Annotated in this window: 27 protein-coding genes and 2 pseudogenes; 20 read left to right on the forward strand and 9 right to left on the reverse strand. The window is 38.0% G+C overall.

The genetic code is table 11. From position 1 onward, the window contains the following. Nucleotides 1-391 precede the first annotated feature (391 nt). Both sixA and DS885_RS08890 read left to right on the forward strand, forming a co-directional pair. Nucleotides 392-868 (forward strand): phosphohistidine phosphatase SixA, encoded by a 477-nt coding sequence (gene sixA / locus DS885_RS08885; protein WP_113819081.1) that lies wholly within the window; start codon nucleotides 392-394, stop codon nucleotides 866-868. 122 nt (nucleotides 869-990) lie between these two features. After that, complete coding sequence (locus DS885_RS08890; protein WP_181817739.1) at nucleotides 991-2,337, forward strand: aldehyde dehydrogenase; 1,347 nt, start codon at nucleotides 991-993, stop codon at nucleotides 2,335-2,337. Nucleotides 2,338-2,357: 20 nt separating this feature from the next. On the opposite strand, the gene DS885_RS08895 is transcribed toward DS885_RS08890, so the two are convergent. Then, on the reverse strand, nucleotides 2,358-2,927 hold the full coding sequence (locus DS885_RS08895; RefSeq protein WP_113819083.1) for a TetR/AcrR family transcriptional regulator: 570 nt from the start codon (nucleotides 2,925-2,927) through the stop codon (nucleotides 2,358-2,360). A 211-nt stretch (nucleotides 2,928-3,138) separates the two neighbouring features. Between DS885_RS08895 and DS885_RS08900 the strand changes: the two genes are divergently transcribed. From DS885_RS08900 to DS885_RS17905, 10 genes and pseudogenes are all read left to right on the forward strand, one after another. Then, nucleotides 3,139-3,579 (forward strand): VOC family protein, encoded by a 441-nt coding sequence (locus tag DS885_RS08900; protein WP_113819084.1) that lies wholly within the window; start codon nucleotides 3,139-3,141, stop codon nucleotides 3,577-3,579. A gap of 10 nt (nucleotides 3,580-3,589) precedes the next feature. Beyond that, the gene (locus DS885_RS08905; protein ID WP_113819085.1) at nucleotides 3,590-4,492 is read left to right on the forward strand and encodes a pyridoxamine 5'-phosphate oxidase family protein; all 903 of its coding nucleotides are present in this window, start codon (nucleotides 3,590-3,592) and stop codon (nucleotides 4,490-4,492) included. Between the two features lie 338 nt (nucleotides 4,493-4,830). Beyond that, nucleotides 4,831-5,163: a metalloregulator ArsR/SmtB family transcription factor gene (locus tag DS885_RS08910; RefSeq protein WP_113819086.1), complete on the forward strand. Its 333-nt coding sequence runs from the start codon at nucleotides 4,831-4,833 to the stop codon at nucleotides 5,161-5,163. Between the two features lie 36 nt (nucleotides 5,164-5,199). Further along, complete coding sequence (locus tag DS885_RS08915; RefSeq protein ID WP_113819087.1) at nucleotides 5,200-6,201, forward strand: ArsJ-associated glyceraldehyde-3-phosphate dehydrogenase; 1,002 nt, start codon at nucleotides 5,200-5,202, stop codon at nucleotides 6,199-6,201. 21 nt (nucleotides 6,202-6,222) lie between these two features. Next, a complete protein-coding gene (gene arsJ, locus DS885_RS08920; RefSeq protein ID WP_113819088.1) occupies nucleotides 6,223-7,449 on the forward strand; it encodes an organoarsenical effux MFS transporter ArsJ in 1,227 nt (408 codons plus the stop codon). Nucleotides 7,450-7,710: 261 nt separating this feature from the next. Further along, entirely contained in the window at nucleotides 7,711-8,931 is a 1,221-nt protein-coding gene (locus DS885_RS08925) for an ATP-binding protein (RefSeq protein ID WP_113819089.1), read from the forward strand. 118 nt (nucleotides 8,932-9,049) lie between these two features. Continuing rightward, nucleotides 9,050-10,027: an ATP-binding protein gene (locus DS885_RS08930; protein ID WP_113819090.1), complete on the forward strand. Its 978-nt coding sequence runs from the start codon at nucleotides 9,050-9,052 to the stop codon at nucleotides 10,025-10,027. 39 nt (nucleotides 10,028-10,066) lie between these two features. Then, nucleotides 10,067-10,414, forward strand: a complete 348-nt coding sequence (locus DS885_RS08935; protein ID WP_258546878.1) for a MerR family transcriptional regulator — start codon at nucleotides 10,067-10,069, stop codon at nucleotides 10,412-10,414. 59 nt (nucleotides 10,415-10,473) lie between these two features. Continuing rightward, nucleotides 10,474-10,851: pseudogene (locus DS885_RS17770) on the forward strand (carboxymuconolactone decarboxylase family protein); the annotation flags it as partial. Between the two features lie 159 nt (nucleotides 10,852-11,010). Then, nucleotides 11,011-11,283 (forward strand): annotated as a pseudogene (locus tag DS885_RS17905) (carboxymuconolactone decarboxylase family protein); the annotation flags it as partial. A 151-nt stretch (nucleotides 11,284-11,434) separates the two neighbouring features. Here DS885_RS17905 and DS885_RS08945 read toward each other — a convergent pair. Next, entirely contained in the window at nucleotides 11,435-12,505 is a 1,071-nt protein-coding gene (locus DS885_RS08945; protein ID WP_113819093.1) for an alpha/beta fold hydrolase, read from the reverse strand. A gap of 241 nt (nucleotides 12,506-12,746) precedes the next feature. On the opposite strand from DS885_RS08945, the gene DS885_RS08950 reads away from it, so the two are divergent. Together DS885_RS08950 and DS885_RS08955 are read left to right on the forward strand one after the other, a co-directional pair. After that, nucleotides 12,747-13,139 (forward strand): DUF4112 domain-containing protein, encoded by a 393-nt coding sequence (locus DS885_RS08950; RefSeq protein ID WP_113819125.1) that lies wholly within the window; start codon nucleotides 12,747-12,749, stop codon nucleotides 13,137-13,139. A gap of 85 nt (nucleotides 13,140-13,224) precedes the next feature. Next, nucleotides 13,225-13,470, forward strand: a complete 246-nt coding sequence (locus DS885_RS08955) for a glutaredoxin family protein (RefSeq protein WP_113819094.1) — start codon at nucleotides 13,225-13,227, stop codon at nucleotides 13,468-13,470. Nucleotides 13,471-13,518: 48 nt separating this feature from the next. Here the strand turns inward: DS885_RS08955 and DS885_RS08960 are convergent, their stop codons facing one another. Beyond that, on the reverse strand, nucleotides 13,519-14,370 hold the full coding sequence (locus DS885_RS08960; RefSeq protein ID WP_113819095.1) for a LysR family transcriptional regulator: 852 nt from the start codon (nucleotides 14,368-14,370) through the stop codon (nucleotides 13,519-13,521). Between the two features lie 118 nt (nucleotides 14,371-14,488). On the opposite strand from DS885_RS08960, the gene DS885_RS08965 reads away from it, so the two are divergent. Further along, entirely contained in the window at nucleotides 14,489-15,136 is a 648-nt protein-coding gene (locus DS885_RS08965) for a glutathione S-transferase family protein (protein WP_113819096.1), read from the forward strand. A gap of 82 nt (nucleotides 15,137-15,218) precedes the next feature. On the opposite strand, the gene DS885_RS08970 is transcribed toward DS885_RS08965, so the two are convergent. Continuing rightward, nucleotides 15,219-15,875, reverse strand: coding sequence for a nitroreductase family protein (locus DS885_RS08970; protein WP_113819097.1), 657 nt, complete (start codon nucleotides 15,873-15,875; stop codon nucleotides 15,219-15,221). A gap of 399 nt (nucleotides 15,876-16,274) precedes the next feature. Continuing rightward, nucleotides 16,275-16,430 (reverse strand): chlorhexidine efflux transporter, encoded by a 156-nt coding sequence (locus tag DS885_RS08975; protein WP_113819098.1) that lies wholly within the window; start codon nucleotides 16,428-16,430, stop codon nucleotides 16,275-16,277. Nucleotides 16,431-16,677: 247 nt separating this feature from the next. On the opposite strand from DS885_RS08975, the gene DS885_RS08980 reads away from it, so the two are divergent. After that, nucleotides 16,678-18,093 (forward strand): SLC13 family permease, encoded by a 1,416-nt coding sequence (locus DS885_RS08980; RefSeq protein WP_113819099.1) that lies wholly within the window; start codon nucleotides 16,678-16,680, stop codon nucleotides 18,091-18,093. A 9-nt stretch (nucleotides 18,094-18,102) separates the two neighbouring features. Next, a complete protein-coding gene (locus tag DS885_RS08985) occupies nucleotides 18,103-18,585 on the forward strand; it encodes a response regulator (RefSeq protein WP_113819100.1) in 483 nt (160 codons plus the stop codon). 56 nt (nucleotides 18,586-18,641) lie between these two features. On the opposite strand, the gene DS885_RS08990 is transcribed toward DS885_RS08985, so the two are convergent. Together DS885_RS08990 and smrB are read right to left on the reverse strand one after the other, a co-directional pair. Continuing rightward, the gene (locus DS885_RS08990; protein WP_113819101.1) at nucleotides 18,642-19,562 is read right to left on the reverse strand and encodes a DUF808 domain-containing protein; all 921 of its coding nucleotides are present in this window, start codon (nucleotides 19,560-19,562) and stop codon (nucleotides 18,642-18,644) included. A gap of 42 nt (nucleotides 19,563-19,604) precedes the next feature. Next, complete coding sequence (smrB, locus tag DS885_RS08995; protein ID WP_113819102.1) at nucleotides 19,605-20,150, reverse strand: endonuclease SmrB; 546 nt, start codon at nucleotides 20,148-20,150, stop codon at nucleotides 19,605-19,607. 57 nt (nucleotides 20,151-20,207) lie between these two features. On the opposite strand from smrB, the gene prmB reads away from it, so the two are divergent. Both prmB and aroC read left to right on the forward strand, forming a co-directional pair. Next, nucleotides 20,208-21,119 (forward strand): 50S ribosomal protein L3 N(5)-glutamine methyltransferase, encoded by a 912-nt coding sequence (gene prmB, locus DS885_RS09000; RefSeq protein ID WP_113819103.1) that lies wholly within the window; start codon nucleotides 20,208-20,210, stop codon nucleotides 21,117-21,119. Nucleotides 21,120-21,182: 63 nt separating this feature from the next. Further along, complete coding sequence (gene aroC / locus DS885_RS09005; RefSeq protein WP_113819104.1) at nucleotides 21,183-22,271, forward strand: chorismate synthase; 1,089 nt, start codon at nucleotides 21,183-21,185, stop codon at nucleotides 22,269-22,271. Between the two features lie 117 nt (nucleotides 22,272-22,388). Here aroC and ppk2 read toward each other — a convergent pair whose 3' ends face one another. Beyond that, nucleotides 22,389-23,282, reverse strand: coding sequence for a polyphosphate kinase 2 (gene ppk2 / locus DS885_RS09010; RefSeq protein WP_113819105.1), 894 nt, complete (start codon nucleotides 23,280-23,282; stop codon nucleotides 22,389-22,391). 44 nt (nucleotides 23,283-23,326) lie between these two features. Continuing rightward, nucleotides 23,327-23,626 carry an MGMT family protein gene (locus tag DS885_RS09015; protein ID WP_113819106.1) on the reverse strand — a complete coding sequence of 100 codons (300 nt, stop codon included), beginning with the start codon at nucleotides 23,624-23,626 and terminating at the stop codon, nucleotides 23,327-23,329. 183 nt (nucleotides 23,627-23,809) lie between these two features. On the opposite strand from DS885_RS09015, the gene DS885_RS09020 reads away from it, so the two are divergent. After that, nucleotides 23,810-25,366, forward strand: a complete 1,557-nt coding sequence (locus DS885_RS09020; protein ID WP_181817740.1) for a sensor domain-containing diguanylate cyclase — start codon at nucleotides 23,810-23,812, stop codon at nucleotides 25,364-25,366. Nucleotides 25,367-25,505: the final 139 nt, after the last annotated feature.

Genomic DNA, 25,505 nt, shown 5'->3' on the forward strand with positions numbered 1-25,505 from the left:
TGCGGAAAATATACTGCCAATCATCCACAACTTCAATCTTCAAAATGTTTTAAATTCATGTTAAGGGGGTTGCAACTATTTGTAAAATAAAAGTGAAATTATAGTATTAGTTAAAAACCTTTACTGAAATAAAAGTTTTACGCTTTTCTTTAGGCTATATTGAAGTATGCTTTTAAGCCGTCTTAATCGGCTATTGCTAAGGAACAGCAATATATTAAGGCATTGATCATATTGCATAACAATAACGTATTAACCTATATCGAGCGTTAGTAGGCATGTATTTATTGATGATCAATAACATCAGTTGCACGGTAAATACCGGTGCTAACTACTTTCATAAGTATCGGCTCATAAGATTCGCCATGCTTATTTATTTCGGAGAAATGAATTTATGCAAATATATATAATGCGCCATGGCCAAGCAGAAATGATGGCTAATTCAGATTCAGAGCGTAACCTAACGGATGAAGGACGCGAACAATCAGAACTGATGGCTAAGCACCTTGTGAAACAAGATGTTAAATTCGATGCGGTATTAGTTAGCCCCTATGTCAGAGCACAGCAAACTTGGCAATCAGTCAGTCCTTTTTTCGAAGGCATTAGTAACATTCAAGTTTTACCGTGTTTAACCCCTGCAGGTAGCGCTAGAAAGTCTGTTGATGAAATACTCGCTCTACAAGCTGCTGGAGTGCAATCTGTCTTACTGGTTTCACATCTTCCTTTGGTGGGCTATATCGTTGGTGAATTAGCACCTTCGGCAGGCGTACCTGCGTTTTCAACTTCTGCTGTTGGCCATATTGCGTTGAACGATGAAGACGGTTTTGCTGAATTAGTCAGTCTTACGACAGTCTCTCAAATCCTCGATTAATCACTTTGATCGGCGTTAACGCGCCGAATTATTGATTAGCTCATCTATCGTTAATGACGTGATAGGAATTTATGACCGTAGATACTGCTATGTTAAATGCAAATTATAAGTAAAAGGTGCAGTTGCAACGTACTTATTTTACCGAGCATGTTCCCTTTTCACTCACCTATCGTGTGCAACAACTTAAGTTATTAAAACAGGCCATTACCGACAATCAAGATGCGTTAATTGAAGCGCTTAATACTGATTTAAATAAACCGGAATTTGAAGCTTACTTGACTGAAGTTGGTTTCGTGCTCAATGAGTTATCGGATACCATCAAACACTTAAAAAAGTGGATGAAACCCCAAAAAGTAACGACACCTTATTATTTACAACCTGCTAAAAGTCACATTCATGCTTCGCCATTAGGCGTTTGTTTAATCATTGCACCTTTTAATTACCCTGTTTCATTGTGTTTATCTCCGCTGATTGCCGCACTCGCAGCGGGAAACACTTGTATTGTCAAAACATCTGAATTAACACCGACTGTCAGTCAAGTATTAACCTCGATGATCAATGCGACTTTTCCGCCTGAATATGTGCAGTGTGTGGAAGGTGAGGTTGAGCAAGTCACTGCATTATTAACACAAAAGTTTGATCATATTTTCTTCACCGGCAGCACTCAGGTCGGGCAAATTGTGATGCAAGCAGCGGCAAAACAATTAACGCCGGTAACCTTGGAACTAGGTGGAAAAAGCCCATGTATTGTCTGTGCAGACACAAATATTGATGTGGCTGTAAAACGCATTGTGTATGGCAAAATGTTAAACACAGGTCAAACGTGTGTTGCCCCTGATTACCTGCTCATTGATGAAAAAATAAAAGATAAGTTCTTACAAACATTAGTGAAACGCATCATTGATTTATATGGGGAAGATGCCAGTACTAGTGGTGACCTAGGGCGTATTGTGAGTCAAAGTCACACGCAACGTATTAGTCGTTTAATCGATGCAAAAAAAGTCATTGTAGGCGGGGATATTGATATTACCCAACGTTATATTACACCCACAGTAATGGATAATGTGTCCTTAGATGACGCGATCATGCAAGAAGAAGTGTTTGGGCCGGTTTTACCTGTCATCAGTTTTACTAAGTTTGAAGAGGTGTTGGAGGTTATTGAACGTTTACCAGCACACCCTCTATCGGCATACATTTTTACTGAAAATAAACAGACACAGTCGCTACTGACCTCAAAAATACAAGCGGGTGGTCTTGCCATTAATCAATGCATTCAACACCTTGCTAATCCAAACTTACCTTTTGGTGGCGTAGGATTAAGCGGTATTGGGAGTTATCATGGTAAACACGGTTTCGACTGCTTTTCACACCAAAAGAGTGTACTCACTGCAGCGACTTGGTTAGATTTACCATTACTGTATCCGCCTTATAAACATAAGTTATCACTGCTTAAAAAAATATTTAAATAACTCAGCGCATCAACTACTCATTAAGCCTTTAGTATTGTTTTTGCCATCTCTTTTGCAATCAGTGCTGATTGTTTCATGCCGCGAGTGTGAGCCATTACAATCGCACCTTCAACCAATAAACCGATTTGATCTGCTTTTTGCTGAGTGACTTTCGGATCCGCTTGAGGGGGTAATTGCGTAGCAATAATATCGACTAGGGTTTGCTTGTGTTTTGCCGCAAAAATATTGATAGGGTGATTAGGATCAGCATATTCAGCGCTGACATTAATAAAGTTACAACCAAAGAACGTATCACTATTAAACCATTCATTTAAATTATCAAAAATAACCAATACATCTTCCACTGAGTCAGTATTTTGGGGATCTTGTTTATTACTTTCAATTTTACTTTTTAATTTACTGACAACTTGCTCATGACGAAGTTGTAATGCCGCCAATATCAGCTCTTCCTTACTACGGAAATGCTTATACAGTGTTGCCTTAGAGACACCGGACTCCGCTAAAACCAAATCAATACCTGTCGCATGATATCCAAATTTATTGAATAAAATCAATGCAGTATCAATTAGGTGTTGTTTTCTTGGTTGCATGTTATTGCTTGTCCTTTTAGCAAATATGTTAAATAAGTGTTCATAATAGCTAAATTATAACCAATTTAAACTTGACGTAAACAGTTCTGTTCACCTATAGTGGTGAACAGACTTGTTCACTCTTGTTTTTGCTTTCATGTTATTGAGCATTAATATAGCCATTTGGGTAACAAACATTTTATACAACGATAAATTAATAAAGGTATTTGCTATGTGCGCTACATCTTCAGAAAAATCAATTGAAAGCGGTAAAACAACAATCGGTACTTCAGGTATTCACCATTTAGGCCTTACTATTCCAGACATCAAAAAAACTGCCGCTTTTTTTATTGAACAATTAAACTTTAAAGTCGTAGGCGAAAAGCCTGCTTATCCAGCCATTTTTGTTTCTGATGGTACAGTGATGTTAACGTTATGGCAGATCAAAGATGCTGATAACTTAACTGAATTTGATCGCACAAAAAATGTTGGTTTGCACCATTTTGCATTGAAAGTGAATAGCATCGAACAACTACAGACTCTCTATCAGAACCTACTTAAACTGGATGACGTTGACATTGAGTTTGCACCAGAAGCATTAGGTGATTCTCCTTTTGAACACATGATGTGTTCAATTCCCGGTGGCGTTAGACTTGAATTGATTAGTCAATAAAGAGAAAACGATGGAAAGTAGTTGGCACCAAGGTGAGCGCTTAATACAGAAGCGAGCGGGTACTGAACAACGAATGGCTGAAATCGGCCCTAAATTCATTCGTCAGTTTATGCCTTTACAACACCGTGAATTTTTTCATTCTCAGACTATGATTTTCATGGCTTATCGTGATGCCACTTCAATCATTCAAGGCAGTATTCTGTTTGGTGAAGAGGGCTTTATTTCCTCACCCACAGAGACTGAGTTATGGATCAATACACAAAATCCAATGAGTGATTTCAGGCACAATCAAATTAACGTGGGAGATCGTATTGGTTTACTCGCTATTGAATTTAATACAAAGCGGCGTAATCGTGTTAATGCGATCATTACTGAGATTAACCAAAAGAACATTAAAGTGTCTGTATTACAGAGTTATGGCAATTGCCCTAAATATATTCAACCTAAAACATTAGTTAGTAACGCAGATTATGATCCGACGTCGCAGTTATCTTCGATAATAATGACCAATGATCTGCGAACCTTGATATGCCAAGCAGATAGTTTTTTTATTGCCAGCTACTTTGATGATGGAGAAGATAAGAGAAGCCGTGGCGCTGATATCTCGCACCGTGGCGGGGAAGCTGGTTTTGTTAGAATTAACGACAACGGGCAATTATTAATAGAAGACTACTTAGGTAATGGCTTCTTTAACACCTTAGGTAACTTAATGGAGAATCCCACGGCAAGTCTCTTATTTTGCGATTGGCAGCAGGGCCATGCTGTACAGATAAAGGTGACCAGTGAAATACTATGGTTAGAGCAAACATCGGGTCAATCAAGTCAGAAACTGACCGAACCCAAACGTACTCTATGTTTCACTCCTCATCAATTTACTATATTAAACAACAGCCTAGCTTACCGTAGTAAATAGTCATTTAATTCTATTTCGACTAATGCCAATCCCACTCAGTCATTGAGCTATTTTACTTGTTAAAATAACTGACTCCTCCGTTTAATTTTCGCAAATAGAACAACTATTTAATAATTAACATTTTTTAGTTAATTCTCCATCAGACTATGAACCAAGTTAACTATTCGGTTTTTAATACATTGCCAAATAGTGGTTTAAATGGTTCACAAAACTGTCAATTTTTCGGTTTATTCTGTTTGTATTAGCTATAGAAAAAGCCAGAGCATTCTTTTATGCCATATTGCATTCTTATTTTCACTTACTATAATATGCGCATATGTGAATATATGGAATTTTATATGCAACCGCACCAGTTTTTTAAAATGTTATCCGATGAAACACGATTACGCTGCCTTATCTTAATCGCAAGAGAGGAAAGGATTAGTGTTGGTGAACTGTGTTTGGCACTGAATCAAAGTCAGCCAAAAATATCGCGTCACCTGGCTATTCTGCGTCAATCGGGCGTGCTCTTGGATCAACGTGAAGGGCAGTGGATCTATTACCAAGTCAATCCTGCTTTACCAGGTTGGATGCGCCAAGTGATTGCAGGATTAACGACTTCAAAATGTTTAAAAGCAGAATACCTTGATGATATTGAAAATTATCAACAAAGCAAAATGACAGAAAAATAAATCAGATTAAATGTAAATTAAATAGAGAGAGTGACCATGACAATTAAAGTAGGTATTAATGGATTTGGACGTATCGGCCGTTTAGCAATGCGCGCAGCATTTGATTGGCCTGAAGTTGAATTTGTACAAGTTAATGATGTGGCTGGTGATGCAAAAACCTTAGCGCATTTATTAGAGTTTGACTCAATACAAGGTCGTTGGAATCACGCCGTGACTTGCACAGACAACACCATGGAAGTAGCAGGGCAATCAATTAAAGTGACACAACAAGGTGAAATCGATGCCGTAGATTGGTCTGGTTGTGATGTGGTTATTGAGTCAACGGGCGTTAATAAAGACAAAGCATTATTGGATAAATACACTGCGCAAGGCGTTAAATTAGTGGTGGTTTCAGCTCCGGTTAAACACCCTGATGTCGCTAATATTGTGGTGGGCGTAAATGAAGAAACCTTTAAACCAGCGTTTCATAAAATCATTACGGCAGCATCTTGTACCACTAACTGTATTGCACCGGTTGTTAAAGTCATTTATGAAAAACTGGGTATCACTAATGCCGCATTCACAACGATTCATGACTTAACTAATACACAAACTATTCTTGATGCACCGCATAAAGACCTACGCCGTGCGCGTGCTTGTGGTATGAGTTTGATCCCTACTACAACCGGGTCAGCAAAAGCCATTATTGAAATTTTCCCTGACTTAAAAGACAAAATTAACGGGCATGCGGTACGTGTGCCGTTAGCGAATGCATCATTAACAGACATTGTTTTTGAAGTAGCAAGAGATACCAGTGTTGAAGAAGTTAACCAACTATTAAAAGAAGCATCAGAAGGTGAACTTGCTGGGATTCTTGGTTACGAAGACCGCCCATTAGTCTCAATTGATTACCGTGGTGACCAACGTTCAACGATTGTTGATGGTTTATCAACCATGTTAATCGGTAAACGTATGTTAAAAATCTACGCTTGGTACGATAACGAAATGGGCTACGCAACACGTACTGCTGAGCTTATTAAAAAAGTCTCATTAATTTAATCGCCCTTAGGAATAAAAGCAATGAAGTGGTTCTCAACACTGGATAAATCGCTACGACAATACCTACTTGTTACCTTTAATTACTGGAACTTTACAGTCACTGACGGTGCATTACGTATGTTAGTGGTGCTGTACTTTTATGAACTAGGGTACAGCCCGTTAGATATCGCTTTATTGTTTTTGTTTTATGAAGTATTTGGGGTGATCACCAACCTAGTAGGTGGCTGGTTAGGGGCACGCGTTGGGTTAAATCGCACCATGAATATTGGCTTGGCTATGCAAGTGGTCGCCTTGTTATTGCTGACCGTTCCTAACCAATGGTTAACCATACCTTGGGTGATGATGGCACAAGCCTTGTCGGGAATAGCAAAAGACCTCAATAAAATGAGTGCCAAAAGCTCCATTAAAACCCTAATTCCTAATAATCAACAGGGGAAGCTTTACCACTGGGTGGCAGTATTAACCGGGTCTAAAAATGCCTTAAAAGGGGCAGGTTTTTTCATCGGTGGTTTGCTATTAACGCTGGTAGGTTTCCAAGTGGCTTTGTTGATTATGGCGGGTGTGTTGGCGGCGGTTTTTGTGATGAGCTTGATGTTCCTGGAAGGGGATTTAGGAAAAGCTAAAACCAAACCTAAATTTAGTCAGATGTTCTCCAAATCTGGCCCTGTGAACATTCTATCAGCGGCACGCTTATTTCTGTTTGCGTCCCGTGATGTGTGGTTTGTGGTTGCTCTGCCTATCTACTTAGCCAGTATTTTTGGCTGGTCGCATTCTATTGTTGGCGCTTTCCTCGCAGCGTGGGTAGTTGCTTACGGCATAGTGCAAGGTTTTGCCCCTAAAATTACCGCATACTTCACAAAAGAGGGCGCAGCACCGGACGGTAAAAACGCCATGTTATGGTGTGCATTATTAGCGATGATAACGGGTGTATTAGCGGTGGGAATACACCTAGAGTGGCATGTACAAACCTTGATTATTGTTGGGTTATTGATTTTTGGTGCTATCTTCGCCATTAACTCCTCTTTACATTCTTACTTAATTATAAGTTATGCGAAACAAGATGGTGTGTCATTAGATGTGGGCTTCTATTACATGGCCAATGCCATGGGACGTTTAGTCGGCACCGTATTATCGGGCTGGGTTTACCAAGCCTATGGCTTTGCCGCGTGTTTATGGATAGCCTTTGCGTTTTTAGTTATTACCAGCTTGATCTCAATAAAGTTACCCATTCAAAAGCCGACTGAATAATAATGTCTGTATCGCTAACTCCCTAAGGCTTTACAAAGCCCAAGGAGAATTAGCAATTAATTGAAATAGTCATTTCAATTACCCCCTTTATCCCATTCCGTATTTTGCTTATTAATACGGAATGCTTCTCTTTAAATGATTATTTTTTGATTATCAGATTTAAATCATTGTTTTTATGTTCCGACAGCGTATATTTTAACAAATTAAACTATTCCGCACTTCCGCTGTTATATGTTTTTTTATTTACTGTAGAGGTTCACTTTGAGCAAAAGAAAGAATTTTCTGGAAAAGACTAAAAAAATCTTAGCTGGAAGAGCTGGTTATCAATGCAGTCACCCTAGTTGTAATATCATAACTATTGGGGCTGGAGAAGAAGCTCATACCACATCTTCAATCGGTGAGGCCGCACATATATATAGTGCATCACTTGATGGACCTAGAGGGCAGGGAGGACTTAGTGATGATGAACTAAGAACACTGGATAATGGGCTATGGGCATGTAAAAATCATGCAAGATTAATTGATACAAATGATGGAGATGGATTTTCTGCTGAGCAATTGAAGTCATGGAAATTTCTTCATGAAGAAAAAATAAAAACGCACCAGGGACGGATTCAAAGGAAATCATTTTGGTTGAGCTCTTTGATAATTAACCAAAGTAAAGTATTTAAAAATGAACAGACAATATATTTTGGTAAGGTCACCTTCGTTTATGGGGGAGAAAATACGTCAGGAAAGTCAACAATATTAAATTTCATCAACTCTCTTACAAGTTATGAAGCATTAAAATCAAGAGTAGACAATAATCAATCTTTTAATTATGAACTCGAATTTTGTAACCCTGATACAAATATCTTTTCAGTTAACTCTAATAGAGGCGTAATTAGTTCCACCCTAAATGACAATATTGTTAATTTCAATCCGATACCAATGGCTATTTACAGGTTTGATTTAGAATTTAGGATAAACCTTTATTCTAGCGAATTGGATGATCAAGACGCTTTAACGAATTACTTGAAAATTGATAAAATTAAATTAGCAGGGTTGTTAAATAACGTAGGAAGATCTAAGTACTCTCAAGTTAGTAAAGCATATATTGATTTTCAAGAGCCTTCAGAAGATGATGGCGAATTTAAAGCAGGATATTATCTTAATGTAATATTAAAAGGATGTGATTTTGCACTTAACTTAGCAAGCCTATCCTCTGGTGAAAAAAGTATGGTGTTGTTAGAGCTAATTATTGAATTGGTACAAACATATGCAAAATATACCCAAAGCCTTTTGCTTGTTAATCTTCAATCGACTTCATTTCATGATTCAACACTTAGTAATTACCTTAAGTATTTCATGTCTGGAGAGGTCGATTTTCAAACAGTCATAACAAGCGTGACTAAAACTAATTGTCCCGAAGTCAAATTAACAAACTGTTACTCGTTAGTTGGGAAAGTTCAAGAGGTGGTTATTTCCCCAGTTGAACATTAACTGCATATAATAAGTCAATTCAACAGCACTAAAAACAGCGGGCTATTCGCTTCGCTCAAGTTTAGCCCGTTAATATGGGCGTTAACTAAAAATGTGGCGCCGTCATAAGAAGTGATAAATGATTACAATACAGTTTCCAAAGCAATTTGGTCGAGATACCCTAGAGTTTTTTTTTAAAGATCTTGAAAAAAACCTGAATGCAGTAAGTGTCTGCGTTGATTGTTCCACACTAGAATTCTCGTATCCATCGGGAATGTTAATTGCGGGCTCGAAGATTCGAAAATGGATTGAATATAGGCGGGAAAATGGCTTAGTTACAGATATAAAAGGTCATGATAGTAATAAAAAAGCTCATGGTTATCTAGGGCATCTAGGTTTTTTTGATTTTATTGGGTTCGAAGAAGGTAAAACAGTTGGAGAAGCAAAAGGCTCAATTACCTATTTACCAATTACCTTAATTCAAAAGCCGATTATCGACTTTAAAGACCATAGTCTACAAGATTGGTATGACGATATAATGTCAAAAACACGAAGATTGGCAAACCTATTGTCTGGCACCAACGAATACACTGAAGAAAATAGGTTATATCATTATGCATTACGTGAAATTGTTCGTAATGTATTTGAACATTCAGGTTCAAATGAATGTCATATTTGTGGGCAACGCTGGGCCAATGGTCGAGTAGAAGTGGCAGTCGTTGATAACGGTATCGGTATTGCAAAATCTCTTCAGCGCTCATATGCAATTGAATCGCAGTCACAAGCATTACGAATGTCGATTAAACCAGGAGTATCTAGTACCAGAAAAATCCCTGAAAATGAGAATATATATGATAATTCAGGCTTTGGGTTGTACGTTTTAAATGAACTGGCTTCATCTTTTGGTTGGTTTCTTTTAGGAAGTGGCGATGCCAAGTTAGTGTCTCAAGGACAGAGAATAAACGTTACAAAATTAAGTTTTAGGGGGACGTACATTGGTTTAAAACTTAATAAAGCGCCAAGCCAATTTAGTGGGTTATGTAAGGATATTATTCTTTCTGGAGAAGATGAATCTGGTGTCAAAGTTAAAGCGTCAGGAATGTCTAAGTATTACTAAGTTCAGTTAACAAGTTAATCACTGGAGGTTTTTATCAACATTCAACGCTTCTCAACCTTAACAAACCTCTCTTCCCATACCATTCGCTATTATGAAAAGATTGGGGTGTTAAAACACATCGCGCGCAATGCCGGTGGGCATCGCTTCTTTACGACTAAAGATATCGAGTGGATTGAGTTTGTTAAACGGTTAAAAGAGATGGGCATGCCGCTGGATAATATTAAGTTATATGCCGATTTACGTGAGCAGGGGGAATCAACAGCCGATCAACGTAAGGAGTTGTTACAAGAGCATGTTGTTATCCTAGAAGAGAGAATTGCGTTAGAGGCATTACACCTCAAGAAGATTAAAGAAAAAATCCTTTATTACGAAAGTTTAAGTGGTTGACTTAGAGTTTACTCTAAGGATTAAGCTGATGTTCTTCCCATTAATGAACAGAGGTTACTATGACAACGTTAAATGAACGGTATGAAACAGGATTAAAAAACTTAAAAATAATTGATAAAGAGGCGGGTGAAAAGGTCGTTGAAAGCCTAATGGGCTGTTCACCAGACCTAGTGAAATACATTATCGAATATGGGTTTGGTGATGTTTATAATCGAACCGAACTAGCACTTAAGTCAAAAGAGTTAAGCGTTGTTGCTGCACTCACCGCCATGGGCAATGCGGCACCACAACTAAGAGTGCATATTCATGGTGCCTTGAATGTCGGTGCTAATATCGCTGAAATACAAGAAGTGATATTACAAATGTCTAGCTATGCTGGCTTCCCCGCTGCAATTAATGGCATGTTAGCCTTAAAAGAGGTGGTTGCTGAACGCAAACAAGAGGGCAAGTTAGATGAAACTGGTGTTATTCAGTCGGATGCTATTCCTCAAGGTACTTCACGTTATGTGCTAGGTGCGCAACACCTTAGTCAATTGGATGCGAACCAAGTTGAAAACTTAGAAGCGACATTTAAAGATATCTCGCCTGACCTCGCTAGGTTAGTGATTGAATACGGTTTTGCCGATATTTTCTCAAGACCCGCTTTAGATAGCCAGCATCGAGAAATGGCCACCATTGCAGCGTTAACCGCGATGGGCACCGCTTCACCACAACTGCAATTTCACATAAAAGCGGCCTTAAAGATCGGTGTTAGCCAAGTAGACATTCGAGAAATAATGATTTTAATGAGTGTGTATTGCGGATTCCCAGCGGCTATTAATGGCACCTTGGCATTAAAAGAAGTGCTCAGTGAAAGGGATGCTAATTAAAAAGCAAAGTCTGTTGGCTAGTACTCACGAATGCACTTCATAGCTATAACTGGCTTTAATCAATGGCATCCATTATTTAAGTTTAAGGTTATTAATAAATGAATAACCTTAAACTTTCATTTATGAGCCATTAGATAACTCTATTAAATATTTATATTTCTGGTACTTCTGAAAGAAACTTCGCAAGATTACTTTCGTATAACCATGGGAGGTGGTAAACCGTACCATGTCCTGAGTAACTACTATCAGCCTTAATCATGAGTGATTTTGCATGTGGTATCTTATTAATGTTAATACTTAAAGTATCTAGATCAGCGGGATTTCTTGGGTCCCCATCTTCATTAATTAATAGGACGTATGCTTTAATTTTATTTAAATCTTTTTCAGGCGCGAAATCTCGAGATGCTCCCCATTGATACATTGCATCGTTAGCATCTGGAGCCGTTTTAACTGAATATTTCTCTTCAAGTGCTTTGTTAAATGATTCTGGAGTTGGATAAAGTGCTGACATTTTTTTATTGTTTAAATAAAATGCTGTACCAAACCAAATTCGAGCGGTAAGGAAAGAAGGGGGAACATCAGTATAATTTCCGTTATCCCACAGCGGATCTCTACGTATTGAGTCAATTAAAAGTTTGCGCATAGCCCAGTTTTTACCTGACATTGTTATGGGAAAGGCTGCAGTCGGTACAATAGAGTCCATGTAATCCGGGTACATTATTGCCCAATCAAAAGCTAACATACCACCCATTGAGTACCCAAAAATACTTCGTAAATGATCGATATTTAGGTGGTTTTTTAATAGAGCATATTGTGTTTTGACGATGTCATGATAATTATAAACTGGGAAATTTGCTTTTAAACCATCTGAAGGTTTTGTGCTGTCTCCTGTGCCAATAGAGTCTGGTGCGATTAAAAAATATTTTCGGGCATCAAGAGCTTTATTAGGGGCGTAAAGGTTTTCAACAAGTGCATCTGATAGCATGCTGCCGCCATTACCATGAGTGCCATGTAAAAGAAGAACAGGCTCACCTTCAGGGTTTCCAAAGGTGCGATATGTGATTTTTAAATTTGGCAAAGTTTCACCACTTTCAAATTTAAAATTATCTATCGTATATTCGCTTTTTGTCACTTTCATGTAATCCACTGCATGAACTGAGAAAACTAAAGTAGACAAAGTTGTAAAAACTAACCATTTATACATCAACTTTATTTTGTTCATTGTAATAATCCTTTGTTTTTAATATTAATAGGTGTTTTTATGTTTACTATTGTTAATTTATAGGTTTTTTGATAGATTTTTTAGATCTTTTGTCACATTTCTTAACATATATTTTCTTATTGTTTCATTGGTGAAGTTTGATCATACTTTTCTATTTCGTTTTACTGTGAAGGAGTTAATGTTAAAGTGATGAATAACTTGATGTTATGTGCTGTTATTATTCATTAAGTGGATGTTCATTATGCTTAATTCAAAACATACAAATAAAAAGCTCTCTCAGCAAAAAATAGACGCCGCGATTAAGCGACTTGAGCGGTTTAGTAAACTAACTGATAGCAGTATGCGTATTCCTTTTACACAATTTAGGGTTGGTATTGACGCTCTCATCGGCTTAGTGCCGCTTGTTGGGGATGCGGTTGGTGTGCTGTTATCAAGTTATGTCTTGTTTGAAGCACACCGAGTCGGCGCTAGTAAACGCATTAAATTGAAAATGGTTATTAATATATTAATCGACTTCTTCGGTGGTTTAATTCCTTTGTTTGGTGACTTTTTTGATGCCTTCTTTAAAGCCAATACACGTAACACGACTATGTTAAAAGATTATTTAATGAAGCAAGGGCAGGTGAGTGATTAATCGTTGAGGTTAATTTGTATTGTTATTATTCTCTCTTTGCGTATTGTGATTCTTCTTTATATACATTCATTCAAAAGGAGCTCTGATGAAATTAACGCTTTATCACATGGGACACTGTCCATTCTGCAAGCGAGTGATTAAAGTCATTCAGAGCCAGAAAGTGGATGTGACTTATAAAGATTTAGATGTACATGATAAGTTAAGAAAAGAACTAATGGCGGGCGGCGGTAAAGTACAGGTGCCTTGTTTATTGATTTCTGAAAAGGGCAAAAGCGATCAGTGGATGTATGAGTCACAGGATATTATTCACTTTTTAAAGCAACATTATTAACGTTAAAGATTTTTTCTAAGCTGGTAATTACCAGTTTATTCATGTTTATCAATGCTTTCCTTCATTAACAAATTGCTCAGCTAGCTTTTTTACCATGGTTTGGCTAATCGGGTTATGGGTATGGTTTGCAAGCAACAGCACTAAATCAACGGATGGCAAAGCTGGTAGCGTTGGATCATCAATGATGATTAATGATTCCGCTTTGCTTATTTCTGCCATTGCTCCTATTGCTAAATGGTTTTTTACTAGGCCTTCAATAGCACTTAAACTTGAGCAACATCCAACTACTTTAAATTGTCGTTCAGTTTTTAATAACCCTTCGATTGCTGCTTGATGAAATTTACAATCACGCATAAAAATAGCCAATGGTAAGGTCATTTCTTGGCGGTAATTAAACAACTCACTTTTTACCCATACTCCGGTGCTGGCATGAAGGAAATACCCTTCTTCAGAACTAGGAGAGCGAGTCGCTATAATTAAATCTAGTAAACCTTGGTCTAGCTGCTTCTTTAGTTCTAGGGTTGATGCGCAGGTGATCTGTAAATCTAATTGCTCTATAAGTTGATGTAAGAGTTGGGTGATTCTAGGTAATATAGATTGAGCATAATCATCAGGGCAACCTAGTCGAATACGGACCAGATCAACACTTGTTTTTAATTGTTTATGAGCTTCGTCATGTAGTGTGATTAATTGCTTTGCATAACTCGCTAACTGAATCCCCGCATGAGAGAGCACAAGCTGTCGACCTTGCTTAACAAATAATGGGGTAGCAACATCCGATTCTAGCTTCTTCATCTGCATACTTACCGCTGACTGAGTCCGACAGACTTGTTGCGCGGCTCGAGTAAAGCTGCCTGTATCTACAAAGGCTAAAAAAGTACGAAGTGCATCAATCTCCATATTAATCCTATGGTGTTCAATACATCAATATCATTGATGTAAGGTATGAAAAACTTTGGCGAGTATTTAGCCACATCCTGTTTTATATTGTTGATAACTTAATCACTTAGGAGTTGTAATGCAATTATTTATTGGTAATAAAAACTATTCTACATGGTCATTGAGAGCATGGTATTTAATGAGCAAATTCAATGTAGTATTTGATGAAACTCAGCTGGTACTTGATACACCTGATTTTTATAGTGAGTTACAAAAGCATTTCACCGTGCATAAAGTACCAGCACTGATTGATGGTGATTTAAAGGTATCGGATTCATTAGCGATCTGTGAATACATCAATGATGCTTATTTGTTAGGTGCTGCATGGCCAAAAAATATTGTAAAGAGAGCCCAAGCTCGTAGTTTAAGTGCAGAGATGCATTCTGGATTTATGGCATTAAGAAACGAAATGCCAATGAATATAAGAGCAACCCGTCACCTTGAGTTGTCAGCGGCGGCTAAACAAGATATTGCGCGTATTGATCATATTTTTGCTACACAACAAACTGTTTACCCTAATGCTTGGTTGTTTGGTGACTTTAGTATTACTGATGCAATGTATGCACCTGTTGTATTACGTTTAAAAACATATCAAATTAGTTTATCTCCGCTGGCGGAGCAGTATTGTGAGTATGTGCTAAGTTGCCCTGTGTTGCAGGGGTGGGTAGTACAAGCACTAACTGAAACTGATATTGTCGAATGCGATGAAGCGGGTGTAGAGGTTTAACGCCAATAAAAAAGGGGACAACATTGTGTCCCCTAGAATAGTTTAGCTAGCTAACATGGTGATGCTGGCTAGCATTATTTGATTAAACAACCGTGATCACATCATCCATTGCTAAACGTGCTTTTGGTAAGCCGTAGTTGTAATCCTCTTCTGCTTTCGGGTAACCGATAGCTAATGCAACTTCACAGATATGTCCGTCTAACTCTTCTTTGAATAATTCACCGATTAAATCAGCATCTACACCTTCCATCGGTGTTGATGAAATGCCCATGCGTGGCAGAGTATGTAATATGTTACCTAGTGCAAGGTAAACCTGTGCTTTAGTCCATGAACCGTTAAAACCATTTTCATCAGTGTTGAAATCTGCAAAAGCGTAAGCGCCCATGAAGTTATCGTACATTTCAGCTGGTAGGTGTCCTGAGCTTACTTCTGCATCGACACGTTTACGGAATTTGTCTTTAGTAAATTTAGGGTCGTAAGCAAATAAAATAGTATGAGAAGCTTCTTTCGCATGTAGTTGGTTAAACTGGTGCTTGTTAGCAAATGTATCATGTAAACGTTGTTTACCTTGTTCACTTTCAACAACGATGAATTTCCATGGTTGTGAGTTAATAGATGAAGCAGATAGACGCAGTGCTTCTTTGATTATTTGCATATCTTCAGCTGAGATGCGTTTTGTTTCATCGTATTTTTTAGTGGTGTAACGAACGTTTAAGTCTTTAATGATTTGTTGGCTCATAATGTTATTTCCTGAATTTTTTAGTGTCTAGCAATGTATTAGTAATGAGTGTTCTTAGTGCAATTAATCATGCTCATTTGATGTTGACTAGTATATTGATTTATTATGGTTTTATAAGATTGGTAAGGCTAAAAACAGTTTCAAATTTTTGTTAATAATAGAAGGTATGTAAAATATCATTTCAATGAATGACACTGCTTTGATAGGTGTTTTTTTAATCTTATTATTAATATTGATGAGCGATGTTCGCTAGATAGAGGTGGGATTAATGACTCGCTTTAATCAATAAAGCGAGTCATTTTTGGAATAATAGTAGACTTAACAAGCAACTGAACAGTCACCTACAATAAATGCTCTTGTATGGTCGTAAGTTAGGTTTAAGTTAGGTTTAAGTTAGGTTTATGTTAGGTTGTAGAAGAAAGCGTAAATTGTAATAAAAATGGTCGTACCAATATCCATCATTAATGCCTGGCATAAGCTGACGCCTAATAAGTATGCAATAACAGGGATAGTAGCGATTAATAAAACACCTTGAAATTGGCATTGATAAGACATTATTTAATCGTGAAACACACACCTGTTTTAACGGAGCAAGGTGCGGCTTTATTACCTATTGCTAAGTCGATGCTCGGACATTGATATTTTATCGCCTTTATCTGAACAATTTCCAATCACGCATTTTGAGCTTCTCCACAAATTTACCAGATGCGTTATGTTTATAAAATATTTATTGATCTAAGCCTATTAATCTTAATTTCAATACCTTGATAATCTTATTTTAATCGGGGTTTTGGAGGTTAGATTGTATAAATATTTAAAATACATATTGCCTATATGCGTACCTTTATTGATTCTGTATTTGCCATTGTCAGCGTTTCCCTTTGAAGGAATGACTATTGTTCAGAAGCGTATCGCCGCTATTTTTATTTTTGCTACATTGAGCTGGATATTAGAGCCTATTCCTATTTACTCCACTTCCGTTGCCATTATTGCCTTTGAATTACTGCTGGTTTCAGATAAAGCCGTTATTTTTTTTCGCGCAGAGGAAGGCTCTGCACAGTATGGGGTTGTGATGAGCCATGTGGATATTATGGCTACTTTTGCTAGCCCAATTATTATGTTGTTTCTTGGTGGTTTTTTTCTTGCTATTGCTGCGACAAAATACCGTCTAGATGTGAATTTAGCGCGTGTATTACTTAAACCTTTTGGCCAAGAGCCTCGTTTTTTGATGTTAGGTTTAATGCTGATCACTGGATTATTTTCCATGTTTATGTCAAATACAGCAACGACCGCTATGATGTTGTCTATTTTAGCACCTGTTATTGCCTTATTTAATCCTAAAGATCCTGGCAGAGTGGCCTTTGCTTTATGTATACCGCTGGCGGCTAATATTGGTGGAATTGGCACTCCTATTGGGACGCCACCTAATGCGATTGCCTTGAAGTATTTACAAGGCGTTAATAATATTAATTTTGCTGAATGGATGGCATTTGGTGTGCCATTTACGATCATCTTAATGGCTTTTTCCTGGTACTTAATTAATAAAATGTTCCCAGCGAAACAGCGTAAAATAGAGCTTGATATTCAAGGTGAGTTTTTGAAAACACCTAAAGCATTATTAGTGTATGCGGTATTTATTATCACCATTCTATTATGGTTAATGGGCTCCTTACATGGCATGAATTCCTACACGGTGGCGATGATACCTGTGACGGTTTTTTTAATGACAGGGATTATTACTAAAGACGATTTAAAGAAAATATCTTGGGATGTTTTATGGTTAGTGTCTGGTGGTATTGCGTTGGGTCTCGCCTTGGATAAAAGTGGTTTAGCGGCATTAATTGTCTATAGCATCCCTTTTGATTTTTTTTCGCCCTATTTCGTGTTGATTGGCGCTGCATTTTTAAGCCTATTGATGGCTAATTTTATGTCTAATACTGCTACCGCTAATTTACTGATGCCGATGATGGCAACACTTGGTGTCTCGATGAGTTCATTGGCTCCATTGGGGGGAGAAGTGACCCTGTTATTAGTGGTGACCTTTGCCTCTTCACTGGGGATGGCATTACCGATCAGCACACCCCCTAATGCATTAGCACATGCTACTGGGCATATAAAAACCAAAGAGATGGCAAAAGTGGGGGGAATTATTGGTATTACCGGTGTTTTATTAAGTTTTGTTACGGTCTGGATAGTGAACTTATTTGGGGCTGTTTAAGGAGTATTTATGGATAAATTACATCTTGTTTGTGTTGATGATAATACCGAAATTACCTTTAATTTACTGCAGACACTGTCTCCTTTATCTAACTTTATGACATTGTCACAATGTAATTCTGGAGATGAGGCGTTAAAAAAAATGGATGAAATAGACAGGCAAGGAGACTTCCTGGTATTGATTGTTTCAGGCATCACGCAATGTGCAAGCTGTGATGTTCCACTGTTAGAGCAGATCGCTGAGGATATTCGATTTATACATACTAAAAGGATTTTAATTAGCAATGATACGTCTAAGGAAGTATTTATTAATGCCATTAATATTGCACACGTAAATCGATTTTATGAACAGGACTGGGATGAAGAAATGTTATTAAAACAGGTTCGGGTTTTAGTGACTAAATATATCTTCGCTAAAGGCTTGGAGTATGAGAAGTACCAAGCGCATTTAGATTCCGAAACAATATTGAAACGTATGAGAAGAACGGTTTAAGCGAGGGATAGGCTAATAAATAGGTCGCTAAGTTAAAAACTCTGTAGAGTTTAGTATTAATCAGGTTTACGCAACTTTAAGCACAGTGTGACCACCATAAAGCATAATGCCCCAGCGATTAAACCTACTATGCCTGCGAAAATAGTGGGTAGGCTGGTGGTTAATAAGGCCGGTAAATCAGTGAATAACGTCATTAAATGCTCACTCCATTCAGCAATAAAAGGTAGGTTATGCTCGATTAAACCACCGCCTACTAAGAACATTGCAACCGTCCCCACCAATACTAATAATTTCATTAAGAGAGGTGCAAAGGCGATTAATGATTTTCCAATCCAGCCTAACAGTGATCTTGAATTATCCTGTGAGCCATTGATTAAATATAAACCTAGGTCATCCATTTTCACGATAGCGGCAACAAAGCCATAAACAAACGCGGTTAATCCTACTGATAAGGCTACTAATGTTACAATTTGAGCCGTTAGGTCATCGGAAGGAATGGAGGCGAGGGCAATAATAATGATTTCAGCCGATAAGATGAAATCGGTACGAATAGCACCTTTAATCTTTTTTTGCTCCATTACTAGTAAGTCGATATGTTGGTCTGCATTAGCTTGCAGGCGTTGTTGTTTTTGAGCTGGTTTATCTGCAGTAAAAAGAGAGTGAGCTATTTTTTCAAACCCTTCAAAGCAAAGATACACACCACCAATTAATAACAATATATTAATTGCGATCGGCAGAAAGCTGCTTAGCAACAGGGCCACAGGGAGAATAATCGCTTTATTTAATAATGACCCTTTGGCAACAGCCCAGACCACAGGTATTTCTCGGTCTGCTTTTACACCTGATACTTGTTGTGCATTAAGCGCTAAGTCATCACCTAAAATACCCGCTGTTTTCTTCGCTGCGACTTTACTCATGGCTGCAACATCATCTAATACAGTGACAATGTCATCTAATAAAATTAATAAACTAGCCATAACGGGACCTCTTAATGGAGCTGCTGGTGGATTAAGTTAAACTTAGCGTTTTTTCTCTTCTTTCATCTGCCAATCTTCTAACTCAACTAAAACCGATAGTGCGCCTTGACCACCAAACTCCAAAGGTGCTTGATGGAAAGCAAGGATATCTGGATGCTGTGCTAACCAAAGTGGAACCTGTTTTTTGAGAACATGTTTACCCATGCCATGCACCACACTACAGCAATATAAGCCTTCTTTTTTACAACAGTTAATCAAGGCTGCTAATTCACTTTTAGCTTCTTGTTGGGTTAAACCGTGCAGGTCAAGAATGATCTCTGGCGTGAAGTCACCACGACGTAATTGCTTTACTAAGTACTTTTCAGCATCAGTTCGGCTATAACGAACGGGACCGTCACTTGGCAGTAATGGTTCATAGGCATCAGAGAAATGGCTTTGTTCAAAGTTTTGTTCACGTTTTTCTTTAATGACCGCTTTATTCTTAATGTTTTTCGGGGGCAATTTTATGGTATCCTGTTGCAATTTTTTGATACCAGCAAATTCTGCGCTAAACAGCGAAAAATCATCATCATTATTATAATCGGTCATGGTTTTTCCTAAACTAGGTAGTTGAATGAGCGAAGTTTACCTTAAGTGGAGAATAAATTGGATACGATTTTTAGTGATGAAGCGGTTGATGAGTTAGTAACCATTCAAGATATATTACGTTGGGCTGTGACCGAGTTTAATCGTGCGGGGCTATTTTTTGGTCACGGTACTGATAATGCTTGGGATGAAGCTGTACAACTAATCTTGCCGTCATTAAACCTTGAGCTACAAAGCAATATCTCAATTTTGCAATCACGTTTAACACAACGTGAACGTAAAATGTTGGTTGAGTTAATTGTGACACGTATTGAACAGCGTATTCCTGTGCCGTACTTAACTAACAGTGCTTGGTTTGCAGGGTTAGAGTTCTACGTGGATGAGCGCACTTTAGTGCCACGCTCACCTATTGCAGAATTGATTGAAACTAAGTTTGAACCTTGGGTACAAACTGCACCAAAACGCATTCTTGATTTATGTACTGGTAGTGGTTGTATTGCGATTGCTTGTGCTTATGCTTTCCCTGATGCAGAGGTAGATGCTGTTGATCTCTCTGAAGATGCATTAGAAGTAGCAGATATTAATATCCAAAATCACGGTTTATCTCAACAAGTATTCCCTATTCAGTCAGATCTGTTTAGTGGCGTTGAAAATGAGAAATATGACCTGATTGTATCTAACCCGCCTTATGTTGATGCGGAAGATATGGCAAACTTGCCTGAAGAATATAAACATGAGCCTGAATTAGGCTTAGCTTGTGGTGATGATGGACTGGATTTAGTCCGTGAAATGCTACGTCAAGCAAGTGCAATGTTAAATGATGATGGTGTGTTATTTGTAGAAGTAGGAAACTCGCAAGTGCACTTACAAGCTGCTTATCCAGAGATCCCATTCCAATGGATTGAATTTTCAATCGGTGGACACGGTGTATTTGCTCTGACTAAAGCACAGCTTGAAAACATTAACATTTAGTTATACCTCGCATCTTAATGGTGCTGGGTATTATTTGAAATTTATTAAAGTGAGAAATTAACAATGGCAGGAAGCAGTATTGGTCAAGTGTTTAAAGTGACAACCTTTGGTGAAAGCCATGGTGTGGCGTTAGGTTGCATCATTGATGGTATTCCACCTAACTTAGCGATCACTGAAGAAGATTTACAACATGATTTAGACCGCCGTCGTCCGGGGCAATCACGTTATACCACCATGCGTCAAGAAGGCGACCAAGTGAAGATTTTATCCGGTGTATTTGAAGGTAAAACCACAGGTTGCAGCATTGGTTTGATCATTGAAAACACTGATCAACGTTCTAAAGATTATTCAGCAATTAAAGACCTGTTCCGTCCTGGTCATGCTGATTACACTTATCATCAAAAATATGGACACCGCGATTACCGTGGTGGTGGTCGTTCTTCTGCACGTGAAACAGCAATGCGTGTAGCAGCCGGGGCGATTGCTAAGAAATACTTGAAAGAGCAATTTGGTATTGAGATCCGTGGTTATTTAAGCCAAATGGGTGATATCACGCCAGATACAATTGATTGGAATGAAGTAGAAAACAATCCTTTCTTCTTCCCTGATACGAGCAAGTTAACTGATTTAGAAGATTGCGTGAAAGCGTTAATTAAAGAAGGTAACTCAATTGGCGCTAAGGTAACAGTGGTTGCTTCTGGTGTACCTGTTGGTTTAGGTGAGCCTGTATTTGATCGTTTAGATGCGGAATTAGCGCACTCTTTAATGAGCATTAATGCTGTTAAGGGTGTAGAAATTGGTGATGGTTTTGAAGTAGCCAACCAAAAAGGTACTGAACACCGTGATGAAATGACGCCTGAAGGTTTCTTATCTAACCATGCTGGTGGTGTTTTAGGTGGTATTTCAACGGGACAAGATATCGTTGCGTCTATTGCGTTAAAACCGACTTCTAGTTTAACTATCCCTGGTCGTACTATTACAACTGATGGTGAAGCAACTGAGATGATCACTAAAGGTCGTCATGATCCATGTGTGGGTATTCGTGCTGTGCCAATTGCAGAAGCGCAAATGGCAATCACTTTACTTGACCATGTATTACGTCATCGTGCACAAAACTTACATGTAACAACTAATACGCCGCACTTAAAATAATCTGCGTTTAGCACATTACAAATAAGCTGTTATTTAAAATCCGATGTTTCACCGCATCGGTTTTTTTTTGCCTGTTAATCAATCAGTCTAAGAATATAGAGGTCAAAAATAGTCAAATTAATTATGTTTGAATAGCACTATGTTGTTGTCTATCTCATTAACTAGCTTGTTGTCTTTATCAGGGTAATCGAATTGGCTTAATAGGTGACGGATAGCGTGGACACGTGCGCGGCGTTTATCATTGGAATTGATGGTGATCCAAGGTGTGGACTTTTTATCGGTAAACTTAAACATATCATCTCGCGCAGTGGCATATTCATCCCATTTTTCTAATGCTTCAAAGTCCATTGGGCTTAATTTCCATTGTTTTAGTGGGCTACTCATACGCTCATGGAAACGGCGTAATTGCTCTAATTTTTCAACGGTAAACCAAAATTTTACTAATACGATATCGGACTCTACTAACATGCTTTCAAGTAGCGGGGCTTGTTGGTAAAAGCGTGCTAAATCATCTTTACTACTAAAGTTCATTACGCGCTCTACACCAGCACGGTTATACCAAGAACGGTCAAAAAAGACGATTTCACCTGCACTTGGAAAGTGATTAATATAACGTTGGAAATACCATTGTCCTTGCTCTCGGTCACTCGGTTTATCCAAGGCAATAACTTTTGCATGACGTGGGTTTAAGTATTCGGTAAAACGCTTAATCGCACCGCCTTTACCTGCTGCATCTCTACCTTCACAAATCACCACTAAACGTTTACCACTTTTTAACAGGTAATCTTGGAGTTTCACCAACTCAATTTGTAATTTAGCTAAGCTCGTTTCATATTCTGTTTTATCAAGACGTTCTGAATAAGCAAATTGTCCTGCTTGGTGGAGTAATTTAAGGCTTTCTTTGGTAGACAGGAGTTGGGCGGTTTTTTCTGCTTTGATCGCTTGGTAATAAAGTGTACAAGCTTGTTTTATATCGGTTATGTTTTTAGTCGTTGATTGTTCCTGTTTCATATTGATGCTCCATTTTTATAAGCATTGAAATAAGTAGTTTCATTTTACTCAAGATATTGTTTAAATTTTAAAATTTTGCCTTGTTCTGTTATTGCTATGTGCTCAGCTTCTAATAACTTTTTCTGTCTTAAAAAAGCCTCACCTTTTAATGATATCTTACCTTGAGAGTTTACGACGCGATACCAAGGTAAGCGAGTGTCTTTAGGAAGCTTTGCTAATATTTTTCCTACATGCCTAGCATGTGCTGGGAATCCCGCTTGGCTAGCAAGTTGTCCATAAGTGGTTAATTTTCCTTTTTCTAAGTAGGATAAAAGGGTAAAAATATTTTGTGCAAACTCATCCATTAACTGGCTTCCATATGTACTTGATTTTTTTAGTCTATTATTTGATCGAACAGGGGTGTTTTATATTACTTAACGTGTAATATAAGTACTAAATATTAATTTTGGCATTAACTTGTCAACGGAATAAACATGAATATCCGTGGTTTACTTATCATTACTTTTTGCTTAATAGTCATCATACCCATGACGATTTTTTGGGCGTGGCCTTATTCAAAAGCGTTAGACCTTGAAATTCAAGAAGTGAATGAAAAACATTTAGTTATCGCTAAGAACCTTTCTACTGCTTTTGAACGTTACTATCAAGATGTATTAGGTGTTTTTTCTATATTAGAGACGGGTTCTCAAAAACAAGTCAATTCACCTGAGTTTAATGCTTTTTTAAACAGTTTTCAGTTTCTTGAAGTGGCTGTAATTACTCAAAATGGCGAACTGCAAACCTGTATTTTTAGTCGTCATGAGCAGTGTCAGCCAGTCACCGATAATGCCATTTTATTGTTAGCTAAGCAGACGTTAGAGGAAGGAAAAATTCGTATTTCTACGGTGACAGAAGCTATGAATATTGATGACAATCCGCTAATGCTGGTGGTTAAAAAGTTAGGAAATCAGATTTTATTGGGTTATCTGTCTACAGAATACATTATAAAAATGGGAAAACGAGTAGCGTTCGGTGAAAAAGGCCATGCTGCGATTGTTGATCAAACTGGGCAGGCGTTGGCTCATCCTTTAGCTTCTTGGGTGAAAACCAGAAAGGATATGAGTAAAGTAAGTGCAGTACAAAAAATGCTAGCGGGTAAAACCGGAGTTGAGAAATTTTACTCTCCAGCTTTGAAAGGTGACATGATCGCTGGTTACACCAGTGTGCCGGGTGCTGGGTGGGGGGTAATGGTACCGCAACCGATTAAAGAATTAGAAGGTACTGCCGTTGAGATTGATAAAGCGGCGCTAATGGTGATGCTGATAGGTATTGCTTTAGCCTGTTTATTTGCCATCCCCGTCTCTTTGTTGATAATTAAACCTTTGGAAAACCTATCCCGAACCATCAATTCAATTAAAAGCGGAGAGAGTCAAGTTAACTTACAGTTCACTCTTTCTAGGGCTGTCCCCCAAGAAATTTCTGAGTTGAAAACGCAGTTTGCTCATATGATGGAAACCATAGAAGCAAAAGAAAACGTCATTGCCAAACTCGCTTATTTTGATTCTCATACCGGCTTGCCTAACCGTAATTACTTTTATCGTTTGTCGAATAAAGCATTAGCTAAAATGATAACATTGAATCAAAAGGGCGCCTTAGTGTTTATCGACTTTGATGGATTTAAGGAGGTTAATGATACCTACGGCCATAAAGCGGGTGATGAATTGCTTTATTTATTTGGTCAAAGACTCACTCGTTTTTTTCAGTTAAACAATCTATCTAAAAGTGAATTAGCCTTTTATGACGCTTTACCTGAGATCATCCCCGCTCGGTTAGGCGGAGATGAGTTTGTTATTTTATTGCAAGATGTAAAGGATAAACAAGAGGTGGCGTCGATTATTGAAGATTTACTGGGTACTGTTTTTGCTGAATACAAGATGAATCAACAGCTCAATTTGAAGGTGACTGGTAGTGCTGGTATCGCATTATTTCCAGAAGATGGTAAAGAGTATGACCAGTTAATGAGAGCGGCAGATTTAGCGATGTATGCTGCAAAATCAGCAGGAAAAAATACACTTTGTTTTACTGAAGAGTCATGTAATCGTTAGCTTATAATAACAATAATATGGTTGATTTGGCTGCAAGCACTGCCAATTTCAACTATCTTTTAAACTTCGTCACTGTGCCTATTAAGCTTGTTTTAAACTAGCCCGCTAAAAAATAAAAATTCTTTCCTTAGATAAAGAA

This window comes from Psychromonas sp. B3M02, assembly GCF_003318165.1.
GTDB lineage: Bacteria > Pseudomonadota > Gammaproteobacteria > Enterobacterales > Psychromonadaceae > Psychromonas.

Bases quoted from the DNA above. Each gene is read 5' to 3' on its own strand.
- sixA (WP_113819081.1), top strand. From the start codon at position 392: ATGCAAATATATATAATGCGCCATGGCCAAGCAGAAATGATGGCTAAT.
- DS885_RS08895 (WP_113819083.1), bottom strand. From the start codon at position 2,927: ATGCAACCAAGAAAACAACACCTAATTGATACTGCATTGATTTTATTC.
- DS885_RS08900 (WP_113819084.1), top strand. From the start codon at position 3,139: ATGTGCGCTACATCTTCAGAAAAATCAATTGAAAGCGGTAAAACAACA.
- DS885_RS08905 (WP_113819085.1), top strand. From the start codon at position 3,590: ATGGAAAGTAGTTGGCACCAAGGTGAGCGCTTAATACAGAAGCGAGCG.
- DS885_RS08910 (WP_113819086.1), top strand. From the start codon at position 4,831: ATGCAACCGCACCAGTTTTTTAAAATGTTATCCGATGAAACACGATTA.
- DS885_RS08915 (WP_113819087.1), top strand. From the start codon at position 5,200: ATGACAATTAAAGTAGGTATTAATGGATTTGGACGTATCGGCCGTTTA.
- arsJ (WP_113819088.1), top strand. From the start codon at position 6,223: ATGAAGTGGTTCTCAACACTGGATAAATCGCTACGACAATACCTACTT.
- DS885_RS08930 (WP_113819090.1), top strand. From the start codon at position 9,050: ATGATTACAATACAGTTTCCAAAGCAATTTGGTCGAGATACCCTAGAG.
- DS885_RS08945 (WP_113819093.1), bottom strand. From the start codon at position 12,505: ATGAACAAAATAAAGTTGATGTATAAATGGTTAGTTTTTACAACTTTG.
- DS885_RS08950 (WP_113819125.1), top strand. From the start codon at position 12,747: ATGCTTAATTCAAAACATACAAATAAAAAGCTCTCTCAGCAAAAAATA.
- DS885_RS08955 (WP_113819094.1), top strand. From the start codon at position 13,225: ATGAAATTAACGCTTTATCACATGGGACACTGTCCATTCTGCAAGCGA.
- DS885_RS08960 (WP_113819095.1), bottom strand. From the start codon at position 14,370: ATGGAGATTGATGCACTTCGTACTTTTTTAGCCTTTGTAGATACAGGC.
- DS885_RS08965 (WP_113819096.1), top strand. From the start codon at position 14,489: ATGCAATTATTTATTGGTAATAAAAACTATTCTACATGGTCATTGAGA.
- DS885_RS08970 (WP_113819097.1), bottom strand. From the start codon at position 15,875: ATGAGCCAACAAATCATTAAAGACTTAAACGTTCGTTACACCACTAAA.
- DS885_RS08975 (WP_113819098.1), bottom strand. From the start codon at position 16,430: ATGTCTTATCAATGCCAATTTCAAGGTGTTTTATTAATCGCTACTATC.
- DS885_RS08985 (WP_113819100.1), top strand. From the start codon at position 18,103: ATGGATAAATTACATCTTGTTTGTGTTGATGATAATACCGAAATTACC.
- DS885_RS08990 (WP_113819101.1), bottom strand. From the start codon at position 19,562: ATGGCTAGTTTATTAATTTTATTAGATGACATTGTCACTGTATTAGAT.
- smrB (WP_113819102.1), bottom strand. From the start codon at position 20,150: ATGACCGATTATAATAATGATGATGATTTTTCGCTGTTTAGCGCAGAA.
- aroC (WP_113819104.1), top strand. From the start codon at position 21,183: ATGGCAGGAAGCAGTATTGGTCAAGTGTTTAAAGTGACAACCTTTGGT.
- ppk2 (WP_113819105.1), bottom strand. From the start codon at position 23,282: ATGAAACAGGAACAATCAACGACTAAAAACATAACCGATATAAAACAA.
- DS885_RS09015 (WP_113819106.1), bottom strand. From the start codon at position 23,626: ATGGATGAGTTTGCACAAAATATTTTTACCCTTTTATCCTACTTAGAA.
- DS885_RS09020 (WP_181817740.1), top strand. From the start codon at position 23,810: ATGACGATTTTTTGGGCGTGGCCTTATTCAAAAGCGTTAGACCTTGAA.